Annotated in this window: 14 protein-coding genes; 4 read left to right on the top strand and 10 right to left on the bottom strand. The window is 62.5% G+C overall.

The window, feature by feature from the left end; translation table 11 throughout:
- The first annotated feature begins 23 nt into the window (after positions 1-23).
- Both AB0I57_RS01010 and AB0I57_RS01005 read left to right on the top strand, forming a co-directional pair.
- Positions 24-1,565 (top strand): bifunctional 3'-5' exonuclease/DNA polymerase, encoded by a 1,542-nt coding sequence (locus AB0I57_RS01010; RefSeq protein ID WP_358328576.1) that lies wholly within the window; start codon positions 24-26, stop codon positions 1,563-1,565.
- A 79-nt stretch (positions 1,566-1,644) separates the two neighbouring features.
- Positions 1,645-3,867: an MMPL family transporter gene (locus AB0I57_RS01005; protein WP_358328573.1), complete on the top strand. Its 2,223-nt coding sequence runs from the start codon at positions 1,645-1,647 to the stop codon at positions 3,865-3,867.
- Here the strand turns inward: AB0I57_RS01005 and AB0I57_RS01000 are convergent.
- Genes AB0I57_RS01000 through AB0I57_RS00980 form a run of 5 tightly spaced genes read right to left on the bottom strand, consistent with a single transcriptional unit; the run spans position 3,864 to position 7,008 of the window.
- Entirely contained in the window at positions 3,864-4,718 is an 855-nt protein-coding gene (locus AB0I57_RS01000) for an AlkA N-terminal domain-containing protein (RefSeq protein ID WP_358328570.1), read from the bottom strand. The two genes, AB0I57_RS01005 and AB0I57_RS01000, sit on opposite strands and share 4 nt — an antisense overlap.
- Complete coding sequence (locus tag AB0I57_RS00995) at positions 4,715-5,371, bottom strand: alpha-ketoglutarate-dependent dioxygenase AlkB (protein ID WP_358332999.1); 657 nt, start codon at positions 5,369-5,371, stop codon at positions 4,715-4,717. The genes AB0I57_RS01000 and AB0I57_RS00995 overlap by 4 nt, the downstream gene beginning before the upstream one ends.
- A gap of 40 nt (positions 5,372-5,411) precedes the next feature.
- Complete coding sequence (locus AB0I57_RS00990; protein WP_358328568.1) at positions 5,412-6,017, bottom strand: methylated-DNA--[protein]-cysteine S-methyltransferase; 606 nt, start codon at positions 6,015-6,017, stop codon at positions 5,412-5,414.
- Positions 6,014-6,505 (bottom strand): RNA polymerase sigma factor, encoded by a 492-nt coding sequence (locus AB0I57_RS00985; RefSeq protein ID WP_358328565.1) that lies wholly within the window; start codon positions 6,503-6,505, stop codon positions 6,014-6,016. Before AB0I57_RS00985 ends, AB0I57_RS00990 begins: the two co-directional genes overlap by 4 nt.
- Positions 6,502-7,008, bottom strand: a complete 507-nt coding sequence (locus tag AB0I57_RS00980) for a methylated-DNA--[protein]-cysteine S-methyltransferase (RefSeq protein ID WP_358328562.1) — start codon at positions 7,006-7,008, stop codon at positions 6,502-6,504. The genes AB0I57_RS00985 and AB0I57_RS00980 overlap by 4 nt, the downstream gene beginning before the upstream one ends.
- A gap of 111 nt (positions 7,009-7,119) precedes the next feature.
- On the opposite strand from AB0I57_RS00980, the gene AB0I57_RS00975 reads away from it, so the two are divergent.
- Entirely contained in the window at positions 7,120-7,707 is a 588-nt protein-coding gene (locus AB0I57_RS00975) for a ribulose 1,5-bisphosphate carboxylase large subunit (protein ID WP_358328560.1), read from the top strand.
- A gap of 94 nt (positions 7,708-7,801) precedes the next feature.
- Here the strand turns inward: AB0I57_RS00975 and AB0I57_RS00970 are convergent, their stop codons facing one another.
- From AB0I57_RS00970 to AB0I57_RS00950, 5 genes are all read right to left on the bottom strand, one after another.
- On the bottom strand, positions 7,802-8,743 hold the full coding sequence (locus tag AB0I57_RS00970) for a DMT family transporter (protein ID WP_358328557.1): 942 nt from the start codon (positions 8,741-8,743) through the stop codon (positions 7,802-7,804).
- Between the two features lie 4 nt (positions 8,744-8,747).
- Positions 8,748-9,728, bottom strand: coding sequence for a BadF/BadG/BcrA/BcrD ATPase family protein (locus AB0I57_RS00965; protein ID WP_358328555.1), 981 nt, complete (start codon positions 9,726-9,728; stop codon positions 8,748-8,750).
- A 2-nt stretch (positions 9,729-9,730) separates the two neighbouring features.
- Positions 9,731-10,894, bottom strand: coding sequence for an SIS domain-containing protein (locus AB0I57_RS00960; protein ID WP_358328552.1), 1,164 nt, complete (start codon positions 10,892-10,894; stop codon positions 9,731-9,733).
- Positions 10,887-12,206: a D-tagatose-bisphosphate aldolase, class II, non-catalytic subunit gene (locus AB0I57_RS00955; RefSeq protein ID WP_358328550.1), complete on the bottom strand. Its 1,320-nt coding sequence runs from the start codon at positions 12,204-12,206 to the stop codon at positions 10,887-10,889. Before AB0I57_RS00955 ends, AB0I57_RS00960 begins: the two co-directional genes overlap by 8 nt.
- 172 nt (positions 12,207-12,378) lie before the next feature.
- Positions 12,379-13,254, bottom strand: a complete 876-nt coding sequence (locus AB0I57_RS00950; RefSeq protein WP_358328547.1) for a class II fructose-bisphosphate aldolase — start codon at positions 13,252-13,254, stop codon at positions 12,379-12,381.
- A gap of 193 nt (positions 13,255-13,447) precedes the next feature.
- Here AB0I57_RS00950 and AB0I57_RS00945 point away from each other — a divergent pair, with 193 nt between their 5' ends.
- The gene (locus tag AB0I57_RS00945) at positions 13,448-14,320 is read left to right on the top strand and encodes a DeoR/GlpR family DNA-binding transcription regulator (protein WP_358328544.1); all 873 of its coding nucleotides are present in this window, start codon (positions 13,448-13,450) and stop codon (positions 14,318-14,320) included.
- Positions 14,321-14,354: the final 34 nt, after the last annotated feature.

Here is a 14,354-nt window from a genome sequence, read left to right as displayed (position 1 = left end):
GTAGCCCGGAGCAGACTGGCGGGGTGAGAGTGACGATCGTGCCCGACGCCGAGGGTGGAGCAACGACCGTCCGTACCGATCCCGCCGGAATTCCGATCGAATCCCCGCAGTACCACTCCGACGCCGCTGGTGCTGTTCGGGATATCGAGGCCAGTGAACATCCCCGCTGGATCTGGACGAGCACCGCCGCGGTCTATCCAGCACTTCTGCGGGCGGGTGTGCGAGTCCAGCGCTGTCACGACCTCTCGCTCACCCGCGCCATCCTGAGCATGCGTGCCGGTATCCCGGCGCCACCGCCGCATGAAGCCGTCGACGATCGCCCCATGCTGTTCGACACCGCACCTAGAGCGGATCCGGCCCGTGTAGTGGCTGATTTCGCCGACCAGCGGCGAACGATCGGTAACGATGGCCGCCTCGATCTGTTGGTCGCCGCCGAGTCCGCTGGAGCTTTGGCTGCTGCGGAGATGGGGTTCGACGGGCTCCCCTTCTCCGCTGCCACGCACCGCGCATTTCTCGAGGCCACGCTCGGGCCGCAGCCGTCGGGATACGAATTGCCGCGGCACATCGCAGACCTGTCCGCGGAGATCGGAAAAACGTTTGGTCGTCGTATCAATCCGGCTTCACACGTCGAGGTCGTCGACGCCTTCCGCCGCGAGGGTATAGAACTCGAGTCGACCCGCAAGCACGTGCTGCGCGAGATAGACCATCCTGTTGTGCCGTTGCTACTGCGGCACCGGGACCTGTCCAAGCTGTACACCACCAACGGCTGGCAATGGCTCGAAGACTGGGTACGCGAAGATCGCTTCCGCCCGGTCTACGTTCCCGGTGGTGTCGTGTCGGGCCGCTGGTCCAGCCGTGGTGGGGGTGCACTACAAATCCCGAAACCGGTGAGGTCGAGCGTGATCGCCGACCCTGGACACACATTCGTCATCGCTGACGCCGGACAACTGGAGCCTCGCATCCTCGCAGCCATGGCCGGTGATGCTCGCATGATGGCCGCGGCCGGTGCCGACGATCTGTACGCTCCGGTCGCGGCGGAGACGTTCGGCGGCGACAGGGACAAGGCCAAGGTCGCGATCCTGGGTGTTCTCTACGGCGCGACGACGGGCGATTCCCGGTCACTGTTCACCATGCTGCGCACCCGGTTTCCCGACGCGGTCGAGTTCGTCGAGGCAGCAGCGCGCGCAGGCGAGCGCGGCGAAGTGGTGCACTCGTGGCTCGGTCGGGCCTGTCCGCCGCCGTCACCTGACTTCTGGTCCCACGGCGATGCCCGGTCCCGCGGTCGTTTCACCCGAAACTTCGTGGTGCAAGCCACGGCATCCGAGTGGGCGCTGTGCGTGCTCGCAGATCTACGACGTCGACTCGCCGACGATCTCGGCAGCGAACTCGTCTTTTTCCAACACGACGAGGTCGTGGTCCACACCCGCGACCCCGAGACCGCCACCGAGCACGTCCTCGGTGCTGTCGATGTTGCGTCCCGCCTCCTCTTCGGTCAGACCCGGGTACGGTTTCCGATGGATGTCGCGGTGCGGAACTGCTATCGCGAACGCTCCGAGGACCTGTAGCGCACGCGGTTTCGTCCTCCCAGATGCCTTTGGCGTGGTGTACTTGAACGCACTCTCTGCCAGCGGCGAAGGGGAACCGATGACGAAGGTGGATTCGATGGACTCGAGCGCGGGCGGCGAGAAATCCCGCAAGTATCGCTGGCCGGCATTCACCATCGTGGCCCTCGCGATCATCGCGTTCTTCGCGGGAGGGTTCGGCGGTACCTTCCAGGGAAAGCTCAGCGAGGTTCAGAAGAACGACAACGCCTCCTACCTGTCGAGTTCCGCCGAATCGACGGTCGTGACCAACGAGTCGGCAGCATTCCTCACGGTCGAGACGATTCCCGGCTTCGTACTGTTCCACCGCGACTCCGCGCTCACCGATCAGGACAGGGCTGCCATCGAGCAGGCACGAGCAGCTATCGCCGAGATCGACGGTGTCGACTCCGATGGCATGACTCAGACACAATTCTCCGAGGACGGCACCACAGCTTCGATCTTCGTTCCCCTCGTCGCCGGGGAGAACGGCACCCCGGTATCCGGCGAGGCTGTAGTTGCCACCGAGCAGAACGTACTCGCTGCCGCCGAGAATGCTGCCGGCGGTCTCGAGGTGCTCCCCGCGGGCCCGAGTGGTCTGCTGGTGGCCTTCATCGACGCCTTCGAAGGAATCGATGGCGCACTGCTCGGCGCCGCACTGTCCGTGGTCGTCGTTATCCTGCTGATCGTCTACCGCTCTCCCGTGCTGTGGATCTTCCCGCTCTTCTCGGCGTTACTTGCCCTCGGACTGGCGTCGATGGTCATCTATTATCTGGCCGAGAACGAAGTGCTCACGCTCACCGGACAGAGTCAGGGCATTCTGTTCGTCCTCGTGATCGGGGCAGGCACCGACTACGCTTTGCTCCTGATCTCTCGATACCGGGAAGAACTTCACTTCCACCACAACAGGTTCGAAGCGATGACGAAGGCGTGGAAGGAATCTGCTCCTGCGATCACCGCGTCGGCTGCCACCGTCATCCTCGGCCTGCTGTGCCTGATGTTCTCTGAACTGAATTCCAACAAGAGCCTCGGCCCCGTCGCAGCGATCGGCATCGTCTGCACCTACCTGGTGATGATGACGTTCCTTCCCGTGGCGTTGTCCGCAGCCGGTCAGTGGGTCTTCTGGCCGCGCAGACCCGCGGTGGACCAGACAGCAGACCTGACCTCGGACGGGCTGTGGAGCAAGATCGCGACACAGGTCGGGCGCCGGGACCGGACCCTGTGGATCGGCACGACCGCACTGTTGGCGGTGCTTTTTTTCGTCGGAATCGGAAGCCTGAAGACGGACGGACTTACCTCTACGCAAAACTTCACCAACCGCCCCGACGCCGTCGTCGGTCAGGAGTTGTACGACTCGAAGTTCGATCCGGGTGCCGGCGCCCCCGCGGTCATCGTCACCAACGCCGATCAGACGCAGGCCGTCATCGACGCCGTGAGTTCGGTGGAGGGGGTTTCCCAGGAACCCGGTGCGGTGTGCCCACAGGTCGACGTCGAGAAGTTGTCTGCATTCATCCAGTCCAACCCGGCTGCCGCAGCGTCCGCGGCGGGCCAGGGTTGCGCACCCGACTTCCTGACTGTCGAGCCGATCGACGGACGCATGCTGGTGAACGCGACGCTCTCCGACTCCTACGACTCCCCCGAGGCCCTCGAGACGGTCAAGCGCCTGCGCGATGTGGTGCATGCCGTACCCGGTGCCGACGCACTCGTCGGTGGAACTACCGCAACAACTCTCGACGTGCAGATCGCATCAGTGCACGACCGGAACCTCATCATCCCCATCGTGCTCGTCGTCATCTTCATCGTTCTCGCGATCTTGCTCCGCGCGATACTCACCCCCGTCATCCTCATCGCGACGGTGGTGCTGTCGTTCGCCGCCACGTTGGGTGTCAGCGGACTCTTCTTTACCCACGTCTTCCACTTCGCCAACTCGGATCCGGCTTTTCCGCTGTTCGCGTTCGTGTTCCTGGTGGCACTCGGCATCGACTACAACATCTTCCTGATGACCCGCGTCCGCGAAGAAACCCAGAAAGTCGGGACACGATCCGGGGTGCTACGCGGACTTGCGGTCACCGGCGGCGTCATCACCTCGGCCGGTGTGGTGCTCGCCGCGACGTTCTCGGTCCTCGGCGTGCTGCCACTCGTCATCCTCGCGCAGATCGGTTTCGCCGTCGCGTTCGGTGTGCTGCTCGACACGATCATCGTGCGCAGCATCCTCGTCCCCGCGCTCTCCCACGACATCGGCAAGACGATCTGGTGGCCGTCCGCACTGGCTAAAGCGAAGGACTAGTAAGCCTCTTCCGCCCACAGATGAAACAGGGCATACGCACGCCACGGCCGCCAGGCCTGCGCGAGCGCAGCTGCTTCCCGTCCGTTCGTCACACCCAGTGCTCGCCAGAGAACGAGATCGTCAGCGGCAAATGCGTCCGGATCGCCGAGTACTCGTACAGCCAGGTAGTCCGCAGTCCAAGGCCCGATCCCGGGCAGGGCGAGCAGGCCCTGCCGGAAGTCCACCGGATCGGTGTCCGAGTCGATGCGAAGCCCGTCAGCCACCGCCACGGCAAGCGCACGTACCGTACGTGCCCGAGAGCCGGTGAGGCCGACAGTCGAACGAATGTGCTCGGGCGAGAGTGCCGCCAACGTCTCCGGCCGGGGAAAGGCAAAGAATCCGTCGAGAACTGGTAGGCCGTACGCCGACACCAGTCGCGAACCGAAAGTGCGGGCGGTTGAAAGCGAAACTTGTTGTCCCAGAACAGTAAACACCGCTGTCTCGAACCCGTCTACACTTCCAAGGCGCCGCAACCCCGGCCTCAGTTCAACCAGCGGCGCCAGCCGCGGGTGGCTACTCAGCGCTGCATCGATCAACAGCGGATCCGCGTCGAGGTCGAGCCAGCGACGAACGGTGGCCGTCAGTGATTCGACGTCGTCGGGATGTGTCGACGTCAGGTGCGCCTCGACGTGCCCTCGATCGGGGCGCATCGCCACGGAGACCAGTGCCGGTCCGTGCTTTCCGTTCACCACCCGTGTGTGAGTTCCGGAATCGGGGTCGTGATACTCGAGTCCGGAGACTGTGTGCGACCGGAGAGCACCCAGGAGTGGCCCCTCCGAAAATGGACGGTGGTATGGCAGAAGGACTTTCATGTGTCCTCGAGTCCCGTCATGCGTAGCGTGATGTTCAACCGCCCGGCCTTCAGTCCACAGTCGGCGTGGCTCGTCCCGGGAAAAACCTTCGGCACACCGTGATACGCAAATCTCGAGGGGCCGCCGAACACGAAGAGATCACCAGAGACGAGTTCGACATCGGTGTACGGCTTGTTTCGGTTGGTGGTGTTCCCGAACCGAAACATGCACGTGTCACCGACACTCACCGATACGACGGGCGCGTCGGATCGTTCCTCCTTGTCCTGGTGCATGCCCATTTTCGCGGTAGCGTCGTAGAAGTTGATCAAAGCGGCGTCCGGTGTGTAGTCGCCGGCTGGAGCTCGGTAGGCCGCGGTCACGGCGCGCCGACCGAGCGCAACCAGCCAGTCGGGTACGGGCGCAACGCGACCGCCACCCGCATCGTCTGCGATGCGCGAGTACGAGTACGGCTTCCAATGCCAGCCGAGGCATACCGTCTGTACCGACATGCGATGCCCGGTCGGCAGTTGCGCCGCCCGCATCGGGACCGGCCCCATAGCCCAGCGACGACACTCGGCCACCAGGTGGCGCTGTTCGTCCAAGGTGAGCCAATCGGGAACGTGGACGGCGCCGGGCGCTACCTCGCTCCTAGGTCGGGGTATCAGTGCAGACATCTTGGCCAATCCGAAAGGTCTAGGCACAGGGTCGACGTTGTCACGCTGCTGCTTCCAGCGTCAGGAGGATCGACTTCGCCTCCGGCCCACCCGCATACCGGCCCATGCTGCCATCGCTACGGACCACGCGGTGACAAGGCACAACCACCGGGAGCGGATTCAGGGCGCACGCGGTACCGACGGCGCGGACCGCACGAGGACTCCCCGCGGCCTTCGCAACAGCAGCGTAGCTCGCGGTGTGCCCGTACTCGATGTCGACAAGGCAGCCGAGCACTGAACGTCGAAATCCCTTTGAAAGTCGCAAGTCCAGCGGAAGATCGAACTTCGTCCGCTCACCGCAGAAGTACTCTTCGATCTCACGGGCCGCCACGTCGAGCCTGGCGGGTGCCCGCAGTATCCGTGGGCTGATCTGCTCGGAGAGGCTCTGAAGGACCGCGTCGTGATCCTGGCGGGGAAAGGCGACCCGCACCAGTCCGCGATCGGTGGACGCAAGCAAGAGCGAGCCGATGGGAGTGTCCAGAGTCCGATAGGCGACGTCGAGAAGTCCTGACTCTGCGGCTGCGGTGGCGAGTCGCTCCCGGAGTCGTTGCTCGACTGCGGAATCCGATGTGGACAGCGCATAGACGATGTCCGGCACAGTATTCATCTGATGTCTCCACTCACAGCGATCGAGAGAGTCTTACGGAGTGCTGCGATGCCATCGGCTGCCGCGCGCCTTGATGCGTCCGGGGAATTCCCCAAGATGATCGCGATCTCGGCGTATGGCAGCCCGGCCAGGTAGCGATACGCCACCGCTGCCCGCTGTTTCACCGGCAAGGCGCCTACCGCATCCCACAACTCCGAGTCGTAGCTGCCCGGGATTCCCCTGGCGGTACTCTCCTCGGGAAGCTCGGCGGTGGGCACAGCCCTGCGATTTCGTGCACGAATATGGTCGAGTGACTTCCGGTGCGCAATCGTCACCAGCCAGGCCTCGATGTTGTGCCCCGGCTGTAGATCAGGGTACGCGCGCATCGCGGCTATGAACGTCTCCGACCAGGCGTCCTCGGCGTCCGTCGGCCCGACAACGGCCCGACACACTCGCAGGACAGTCGGACCGTGCTCGGCCACGACGTCTTCGAACGGCCTCAGCGTCATGAGCCGAGTTGGAGCCCCGCCCGTTCCGCTTCGCGATCGAGCAAGAACCGTTTGCGGTCGAGCCCGCCCGCGTACCCGGTCAGACTGCCACTACTCCCGACGACGCGGTGGCACGGGACGATGATGCTGATCGGATTCCTACTGTTCGCGGCACCCACCGCACGCACGGCCGCCGGATTTCCGAGGGTGTCTGCCAACTTGCCGTACGTCCATGTCTCGCCGTACGGGATGGTGCGCAGCGCCTCCCAGACCCGAATCTGGAACGGAGTGCCGCGCATGGCGACGGGCACCGTGAAATCTGTGCGTCGCCCGTCGAAGTACTCGGCGAGTTGCGCCGTCGCGTCATCGAAGCCTGACGCGTTGCGCTCCCCGAACCTAGCCGGATCTGGCTGATGACGGTGCTCGGCCATATAAACCCCGCTCAGTACCCCATCCACGTTGACCAGCGTCAACGGACCTATCGGCGAATCGATGACGGTGTGCGCTGTTCGCTGGGCATTCACGATTTCCATCCTTCCAGGTGTACCGGCCTCTGACATGTAAACGCCCGCCACCTTCGAAACGTGAGATCGTTGTTCTGCTACCTGCCGATCGGCGTAAGGCAGGATAGGCAAATGCCTCCCGTACACAGTCCTCGCCCCCTGGTACGTTCCGCCACCGGCCTCGCTCTGCTCTCCGTGAACACCGCCGGACTCGTCGTCTCACTTCCCCGCCGGATCATTGGTCTGCTCTACCAGGTCGAGGCGCTCATCGCCCATATCGAGATACTCGTCAACCGCATCGAGGTACTCGTCAACCGCATCGAGACGATCAGCGGCGGCGCCGAAACCACAGTTGCCAAGGCAAGCACGGTCACAAACGATGCGGCTGCCGTCGTTGCCGTTGCTGCGGACGCGTCCGCTTCCGTACAGAATCTGGTCGGACTCTACGAACCACTGGCAGAGAAGGCGGCGCCGGTGGCACAACGGGTGGTCGACGAATTCTCCGAGGAAGAGATTCGCGCGGCGATCGGACTGGTGAACCATCTGCCCGAACTCACATTGCGAATGGAGGGCCTGCTGCCGATACTCGGAACTCTCGACACGGTCTCGCCGGAGATCCACCAACTCCTCGAGGAGGTTCAGGGAGTGCGTCAGGCGATCCTGGGTGTCCCCGGCTTCAAGTATTTTCGCAAGCGCGGGGAAACCCGATACGACGGCTAGGTGTCGCAATCACGACACCTAGCCTCGAGGGGTGAACGTACCTTTGGGCTCATCTGAGGTCCCCCAAAGATATTTTCGCCCAAGACATCTCTTTCTACGTCGGGTGAGCCATCCGAGGATGGGCGGGTTCTGCCTCCGAGGACGGGCCGCTGTCTGCTTCGCCCCTCTTCTCGTCGTTGTAGACCATGAGTGTCGAACCACCGAGAGCCAGGATGATCGCGATGACTCCGTAGACGGTGGGAAGGGTTTGGTACACCAGCAGGGAAATGACGACTGTCAGGGACGGGGCCAGAGCATTCGTGATGGGTGCGACGACAGAGGCCTTGCCTCGGGTCAGCGCCATGACGAGGAAGAGTGCGCCGATTGCGTTGAGGATCTGGGTGGCGCCGGTCAGCGCGGGGGCTTGCCAAGGCGCACCGGCAGGCAGGCCGCCCATCATCCAGATGGCGACGGGTGCGAGGGCGAGGCCAGTGACCGCCATCCAAGTGAAGGTCGTGGCTTCATTCACGGCGATCGTCGCGGCCTTACGCATGAAGAACGCCTGAATACCCCAGGCGACGCACACGAGGACGGCAAGTAGGAGCCATGGTCCGGAACCGGTTTCGCCGTTGCTGCTGGTGACGCTGAACAGCACCAAGGCGATCATCACGGCAACCAGTCCGATCACCGACAGTTTGGTCAGTCGCTCGCGCAAGAATCCGATGGCCATCAGCACTGTGATCGCGGGCGAAATGGATATGATCGGGAAGATGAGGTATTCGGGTCCGAGAGCGAGTGCCTTGAAGAGAACGAGCTGGCCGCCGGCCCCGGTGAATCCGATCAAGAGCCCATATCCCGTCGCGGCTGGTCGGGGGTCGAACTTTTGCCGCATGAGGATGAACGCAGCCGGGATGATCATGGTGAATGACCAGATCACGTAGATCATCTCGTCGGGATAGCCGTAGCGGGTGACGGGCGTCGACGAGAATGCACCCCAGACGCCCCAGAACAGGATCAACAGGCCTGCGTAAAGCATCCAGCTATGAGTCTTCTTCATGAGGTCACCTTCGAGTGGCGTGTGCTTGGTCGAGATGGGCTGGAAATGAAGTCGGAATGGTGACGCCGTGTTTCTTCATGGCGTAGAGAGCTGATCCGATACCGGGGCCGAACAGAGGGGCGCGGAGCTGATACCCGGCATTCAGGTCATGGAGGGCTGCGGAAAATTTTGCCAAATACTCTGGAGCCGAAAACATTCCACCCGAGTAGGAAACGGGGACGGACTCGTCTGTTCCGTAGCCGAGTTGCACACGCGTGACATCCACGAGTTGCGCCAGTTCGTGGGACGCATCGGCGAGGATGCCGGCGGCGACGCGGTCGCCGAGGGCATCGGCTTCGACAACCGTTTTGGACAGGGCGGCGATGGCTGCGCGTTCCCCACCCCAATCGTTGACGACGATTCCAGTGAGGTCGAGGTCGCTTCGGATACCGACGCGTTCCTTGAATGTCTCATAGAGAGGTCCACGGGGTAGGCGGCCGTCGCTCATTCTGGAGAATGCATTGAGACCTTGGATCGCAACCCAGTAGGCCGAACCCTCGTCACCGAACAGTTCGCCCCACCCGCCGGCTCGGTAGCCGATTCCGTCGCGTTCTCCATACGTCATGGACCCCGTGCCGGAGATGATGTTTATTCCATCCGCACCGCCCAGAGAACCGGCCCACCCGCCGATCATGTCGTTGTCGCAGGTGTAGCGGTTGTGGCCGAGGATCGAACTCGGAATGACGTCCAGCTCGGCAATGTCGGCGCTGGCCTCGCCGTAGCCAGGGAGACCGAAGAAGGCGTAGTCGATCTCCTGCGTACTCACCTCCGCCTCCGAGGTGATTCGAGCGATTCCATCGGTGAGCACCGTGGAGACCAGACCGATGCGAGAAGTGAAGTAGTAGCAGCCCGGGCCCTGTACCTCGGCGACAATGCGCATGGCATCATCGAGCAAGACGAAGGCGGTCTTCGATCCGCCTCCGTCCACCCCGAGGAACAGTGCCATGGCTATCTACCGATCTGCTGTTCGGTATCGGTGAACAGTGGGTAGATCCGGACGCCCTTCACGACCCGGTTCACGTCACCACCAGGAAAGGGATTGTCGGGCGTTATCCCGAGATACACCGAGTAGTGGAAGCCGAACAGTTGCGCGAAAACGACATAGGCGAGGGAGCGGTACGCATCGTCGACACCGTCGAGGTCATCGAGAACCCAACCGACTCCGTTCGTAGCCTCCGATGGCTGGCCCGAGATCGTGACAACGCGGTCGGTTCCGAGAGAGTTGCGCAGTTCGGAGATGATGTCTTCGTCGTATCGACGCGTGTAGGGATCGGAGGAGACGTATACGACGGCAAGGGTCTTGTCGTTCAGCACCGCCTTGGGGCCGTGCCGGAATCCGAGGGACGAATCGAAATGAGTGACGATCCGACCCGCGGTGAGCTCGAGTAGTTTGAGCGCAGATTCCCGGGCCAGCCCGGCCAGCGGGCCGCTACCTATGTAAACAATGCGCTCCGCATCACGGGCGACGAGGGACTCGATCACATCCCTCGACGCGATGAGGCTTTCCGCAGCTGCAGCAACGGATTCGATCGCTGCATCGTTGTCACCGACGAAGATGAGCAGACTCGCCAGCAGCATCGAGGTGAAGCTCGACGTCATAGCGAAGCCCTCGTCGTTGCAGAGCTCCGGCATGAGCAAGACCAGTGACTCCGGCCGTTCGGAGTGATCTCTGAACAGAGCACCGGCAGGATCACAGGTGATTACCAAATGGCTTACATCGCTGAGGATTTGGTCTGCGATACGAGTCGCTGCGACACTCTCGGGGCTGTTGCCTGATCGAGCGAAGGAGACCAGCAGAGTGGGAACATCCTCGGCAAGATAGGTGGCAGGGTTCGATACCAAGTCGGTGTTGGCGATTGCTTCGATCCGCCGCGAAAGTTGCTGGGCGAGAGCTGGTGCCGCAATCTCCCCGGCGAAGGAAGACGTTCCGGCGCCTGTGAAGATGATGCGCAGTCCTTCACGACTGAGCTGAGGGGCCAGGAACGCATTGATTCGGTCACGATGGTCGCGGACGTACTGAGCCGTTTGGCACCACACCTCGGGTTGCTGGGTTATCTCGCGATTGGTGGCGCAGTCCAGCACTGCTGTGGGAGCAACCGTCGAATCAGGCATTGGGCTCTCCGGTATGGACGAGGTTGAGGTTCCGCGGAGAACACGCGGACGAATAGGGGCGCAGCGCGTCGCGAATCTTGTCGATTACCAGATCACTGGGTGTGGCCTTCAGCAGACCCGCACGAACGCGCGTGTACTGCAAGGGCAGGTACTGGCTGATCAGCGGGAGAGGGATCCCGACTTCGGACAAGTTTTCGTACAGCCGTGTCTCCGCGAGTTCGACCTCGAGGTCGGACCAGTAGTAGCGCAGGCGGTCGCTGTAGCTGAAGCGCCTGGCGATCTTCTGCTCGCCGGCACCGCCTTCGTAGTAGCCCTTCCAGTGGCCAGGTTTGGACAGCATGCGTTGTTCGAGGACCTCGACGAGTCCCGAGCGTTCGCGGGGCGAGACGATCTCGTCCTCGATTCGGGCGAGCGCAAAGAGGGCTTCACGCATTGCGAAGGTAAGGGCGGGTCCCACCTTCAGAATTGCCCAGTGGTCGGCAACGAGTTCGGCCAGCCGTGGCGCCTGCTGGTAGTCCGTGGAGTGCGCTTCGAATACCAGCCTGGCTTCGCCGTCGAGGACCGTACGCAACTGTTCCGTGCGACCACGCTCGTAGTCGATCACCTGGCAGTGGTCGAATTCGACACCGGGCTGAACGACCATGGCGATGATCCGAGGCCAGATCTCCTCCAGTCCGACTTCTTTGATGGCCGCGCGGTGATGTTCAAGCGTGGTCTGAGCGGCTTCTGGTGAGGTCGGGGACAGCCCATGAAGAGTTTCATGAGCTCCGCCCGGTTTCGGAACTTCCGTTCCGATGACATATGAGATCTCGTCGGCCGATCCCGTCCGGCGCGCGGATTCCTCGGCAACTCGAAGAAGTAGGGCCGTACGGTTGGCAACGAGGTCGTCGCCGAGCGCGGGCGGATCGTCCGCGCAAGACATGCTGCAGTCCAGATGGATCTTCGTGTAGCCCGCCTCGACATACGCCGCAACAAGATCCTCGGCGAGGCGCATGGCCTCGGAGGCGGGTTTACTCTGCCAGCGGTTCGGGCCGAGGTGGTCCCCGCCCAGTATCACTCGATCCCGTGGGAAGCCGTGCTTGTCGGCAAGAGCGAAGACGAGGTCACGGAAACGCACTGGGATGAGCCCTGTATAGCCGCCGAATTGGTCGACCTGATTGGACGTCGACTCGATCAGAAGATGGGTACCGTCCTCCCGCGCTTGCAGGATCGACGCCTCGATGACCGTCGGGTGCGCCGAACACACGGAATAGATACCCACGCTCTCTCCAGCTTTGTGGCGGCGAATGATGTCATGCAAATGGTTGACCACCGTCGCTCCCTTCCCTCAATGTCGATCTGTCTACGGCCTAGCGGTTCAGGTCATGTCCATGCCTCCCAAACGGCCAAACCGTGTGATTGGCACTCGGCGTCGCCGCGAATTGTCCGTAGGCCTCTCGAAGCCCACAACCGCTTCATCTTTTGAAACGGATTCATCTCTGAAGCTATTGATATGCCGCCGGCCGCTGGGCCGGAGACGACAGCAGTGTGCACAGGTGCGCAACCAACGTGGTGATCGCGTCCCGGCCTTCGCGGATGTACTTCCTTGGGTCCGACGCCGCCGGGTTCTCCTCGAGGTAGCCGCGAACGGCCCGCGTGTACTCGATATTCAGGGCGGTTCCGATGTTGATCTTCCGCATCCCCGAGGCAACCGCCGCCGTAAGACCGTCGTCCGGGACACCGGAGGAACCGTGCAGCACCAAGGGTACCGTCACCGCGGAACCGATCGTGGTGATCAACTCTTGATCGAGTCGCGCACTCTTGGAACTCATCGCGTGCGAACTCCCGACCGCGACAGCCAGGCCGTCTACGCCTGTGCACTGCACATATTCGGCCGCCTCGATTGGGTCCGTCCGGACACCGGGCGCATGCGCACCGTCCTTGCCACCGATCTCCCCTAGTTCGGCCTCGACCCAGAGTCCCTGAGCATGCGCCAGTTCTGCGCAAAGCCGGGTTCGCGCAACGTTCTCCGTGCAAGAGAGGTGCGATGCGTCAACCATGATGGAACTGATTCGGAGGCGATGACAACGCTGGATCGCTCGCAACAGCAGGTCTGGATCGCGCAAGTGATCCAGGTGAATTGCCAACTTCGCGAACGAGTTATCAACCAATTCCGCGCATGCCGAGACAATCGGCTCCAATAGACCACCGTGATGGGCGATGGCGTTTTCGCTGATCTGCAAGATCGCGGCTGACTGCGCGCGTTCAACCCCTGCAACGATGCCCTCTGCCTGGTCGAGGGAAATGACGTTGAAAGCAGGAACCGCACTGCGGTTGTCGACGGCGGCCGAGACGAGGTCAGAAGTCGCTACAAGGGTCACCGTTCACCGCCTTTGCGCCAATTCTCTCCTCCCCCGGCACCGTGGCACCGGACCGAGAGACCGCCGCGATCGACCTGCGGGGCCGCACCCTTGCGGGTTACTGCGACACCGCACGACCAGCGGATCGGGAACCTCCTGTACATGGGCTAATCCTGCGTATTATTGATCACAATAATCAACCCTCGGCGGTCAAATGATCAATGAAACTGCGCGTTTCCAGGAGCGAACCACCAACGCTCACCGGCGATACGGAGACGCATTGCCGCGCGCACTCGGCCGAAAACGGCTCGCGCGCATGCATGAGATCCTCTCGTTCCTTCAAGATCGCGAGGCGGTGACGCTCGATGAGTTGACCGCGTTGCTACGAGTCTCCGCAGCAACTATCCGTCGAGATCTAGCCGAACTGGAGCAACAGGGACTCCTTGTTCGCACCCACGGTGGCGCCCAGGCGATCGAACTCCCCGACGAGATCCCCGTACGCCTTCGTGGCTCGCAATTTCGCCGAGCTAAACAACTGATTGCACAACGAACGTCACGCCTGATCCCGCCCGGACCTCACACCCTTGCCGTCAGCGGCGGGACGACCACCACCGAGGTGGTTCGAACTCTCCGGTATCGCGCCGACCTGACCATCATCACCAACTCCCTCCATATCGCAGCCGAATGCGCGCCATGGCCTCATGTGAAGGTTGTCATCACCGGTGGGGTGGTCCGCTCGCAGTCCTTCGAGGCAACAGGTCCTTTGTCCGAGGCGGCGTTCAACTCGATCAATGTGGCGACTGCGGTCCTTGGAGTGGACGGAGTCAGCGCGGCGGGCGGAATCACAACCCACGACGAAACCGAGGCTCGCGTGAGCCAAGCGATGGTCAGCCACGCGCGACGCGTCATCGTTGTCGCCGATAGTTCCAAGATCGGCAAGGTCACTCTCGCGCGTATGGCCGATATCGACGAAGTTCACGACGTCGTCACCGATTCCGACGCTGACCCGGACGAACTGGAACGTATCAGGCGCAGCGGGGTCCGGTTGCACATCGTGCAAGAGCGAGAGAGGCAGGCGCCCCAGTAAGGAGCATTTACAAAACCCGGGGAGCCTGCGGCTG

Origin of the sequence: Rhodococcus sp. NPDC049939, assembly GCF_040656415.1 — a bacterium.
Classification (GTDB): domain Bacteria; phylum Actinomycetota; class Actinomycetes; order Mycobacteriales; family Mycobacteriaceae; genus Rhodococcus_F.
This window is presented reverse-complemented; position numbering and strand designations above follow the sequence as displayed.

Bases quoted from the DNA above. Each gene is read 5' to 3' on its own strand.
- AB0I57_RS01005 (WP_358328573.1), top strand. From the start codon at position 1,645: ATGACGAAGGTGGATTCGATGGACTCGAGCGCGGGCGGCGAGAAATCC.
- AB0I57_RS01000 (WP_358328570.1), bottom strand. From the start codon at position 4,718: ATGAAAGTCCTTCTGCCATACCACCGTCCATTTTCGGAGGGGCCACTC.
- AB0I57_RS00995 (WP_358332999.1), bottom strand. From the start codon at position 5,371: ATGTCTGCACTGATACCCCGACCTAGGAGCGAGGTAGCGCCCGGCGCC.
- AB0I57_RS00990 (WP_358328568.1), bottom strand. From the start codon at position 6,017: ATGAATACTGTGCCGGACATCGTCTATGCGCTGTCCACATCGGATTCC.
- AB0I57_RS00985 (WP_358328565.1), bottom strand. From the start codon at position 6,505: ATGACGCTGAGGCCGTTCGAAGACGTCGTGGCCGAGCACGGTCCGACT.
- AB0I57_RS00975 (WP_358328560.1), top strand. From the start codon at position 7,120: ATGCCTCCCGTACACAGTCCTCGCCCCCTGGTACGTTCCGCCACCGGC.
- AB0I57_RS00970 (WP_358328557.1), bottom strand. From the start codon at position 8,743: ATGAAGAAGACTCATAGCTGGATGCTTTACGCAGGCCTGTTGATCCTG.
- AB0I57_RS00965 (WP_358328555.1), bottom strand. From the start codon at position 9,728: ATGGCACTGTTCCTCGGGGTGGACGGAGGCGGATCGAAGACCGCCTTC.
- AB0I57_RS00960 (WP_358328552.1), bottom strand. From the start codon at position 10,894: ATGCCTGATTCGACGGTTGCTCCCACAGCAGTGCTGGACTGCGCCACC.
- AB0I57_RS00945 (WP_358328544.1), top strand. From the start codon at position 13,448: ATGATCAATGAAACTGCGCGTTTCCAGGAGCGAACCACCAACGCTCAC.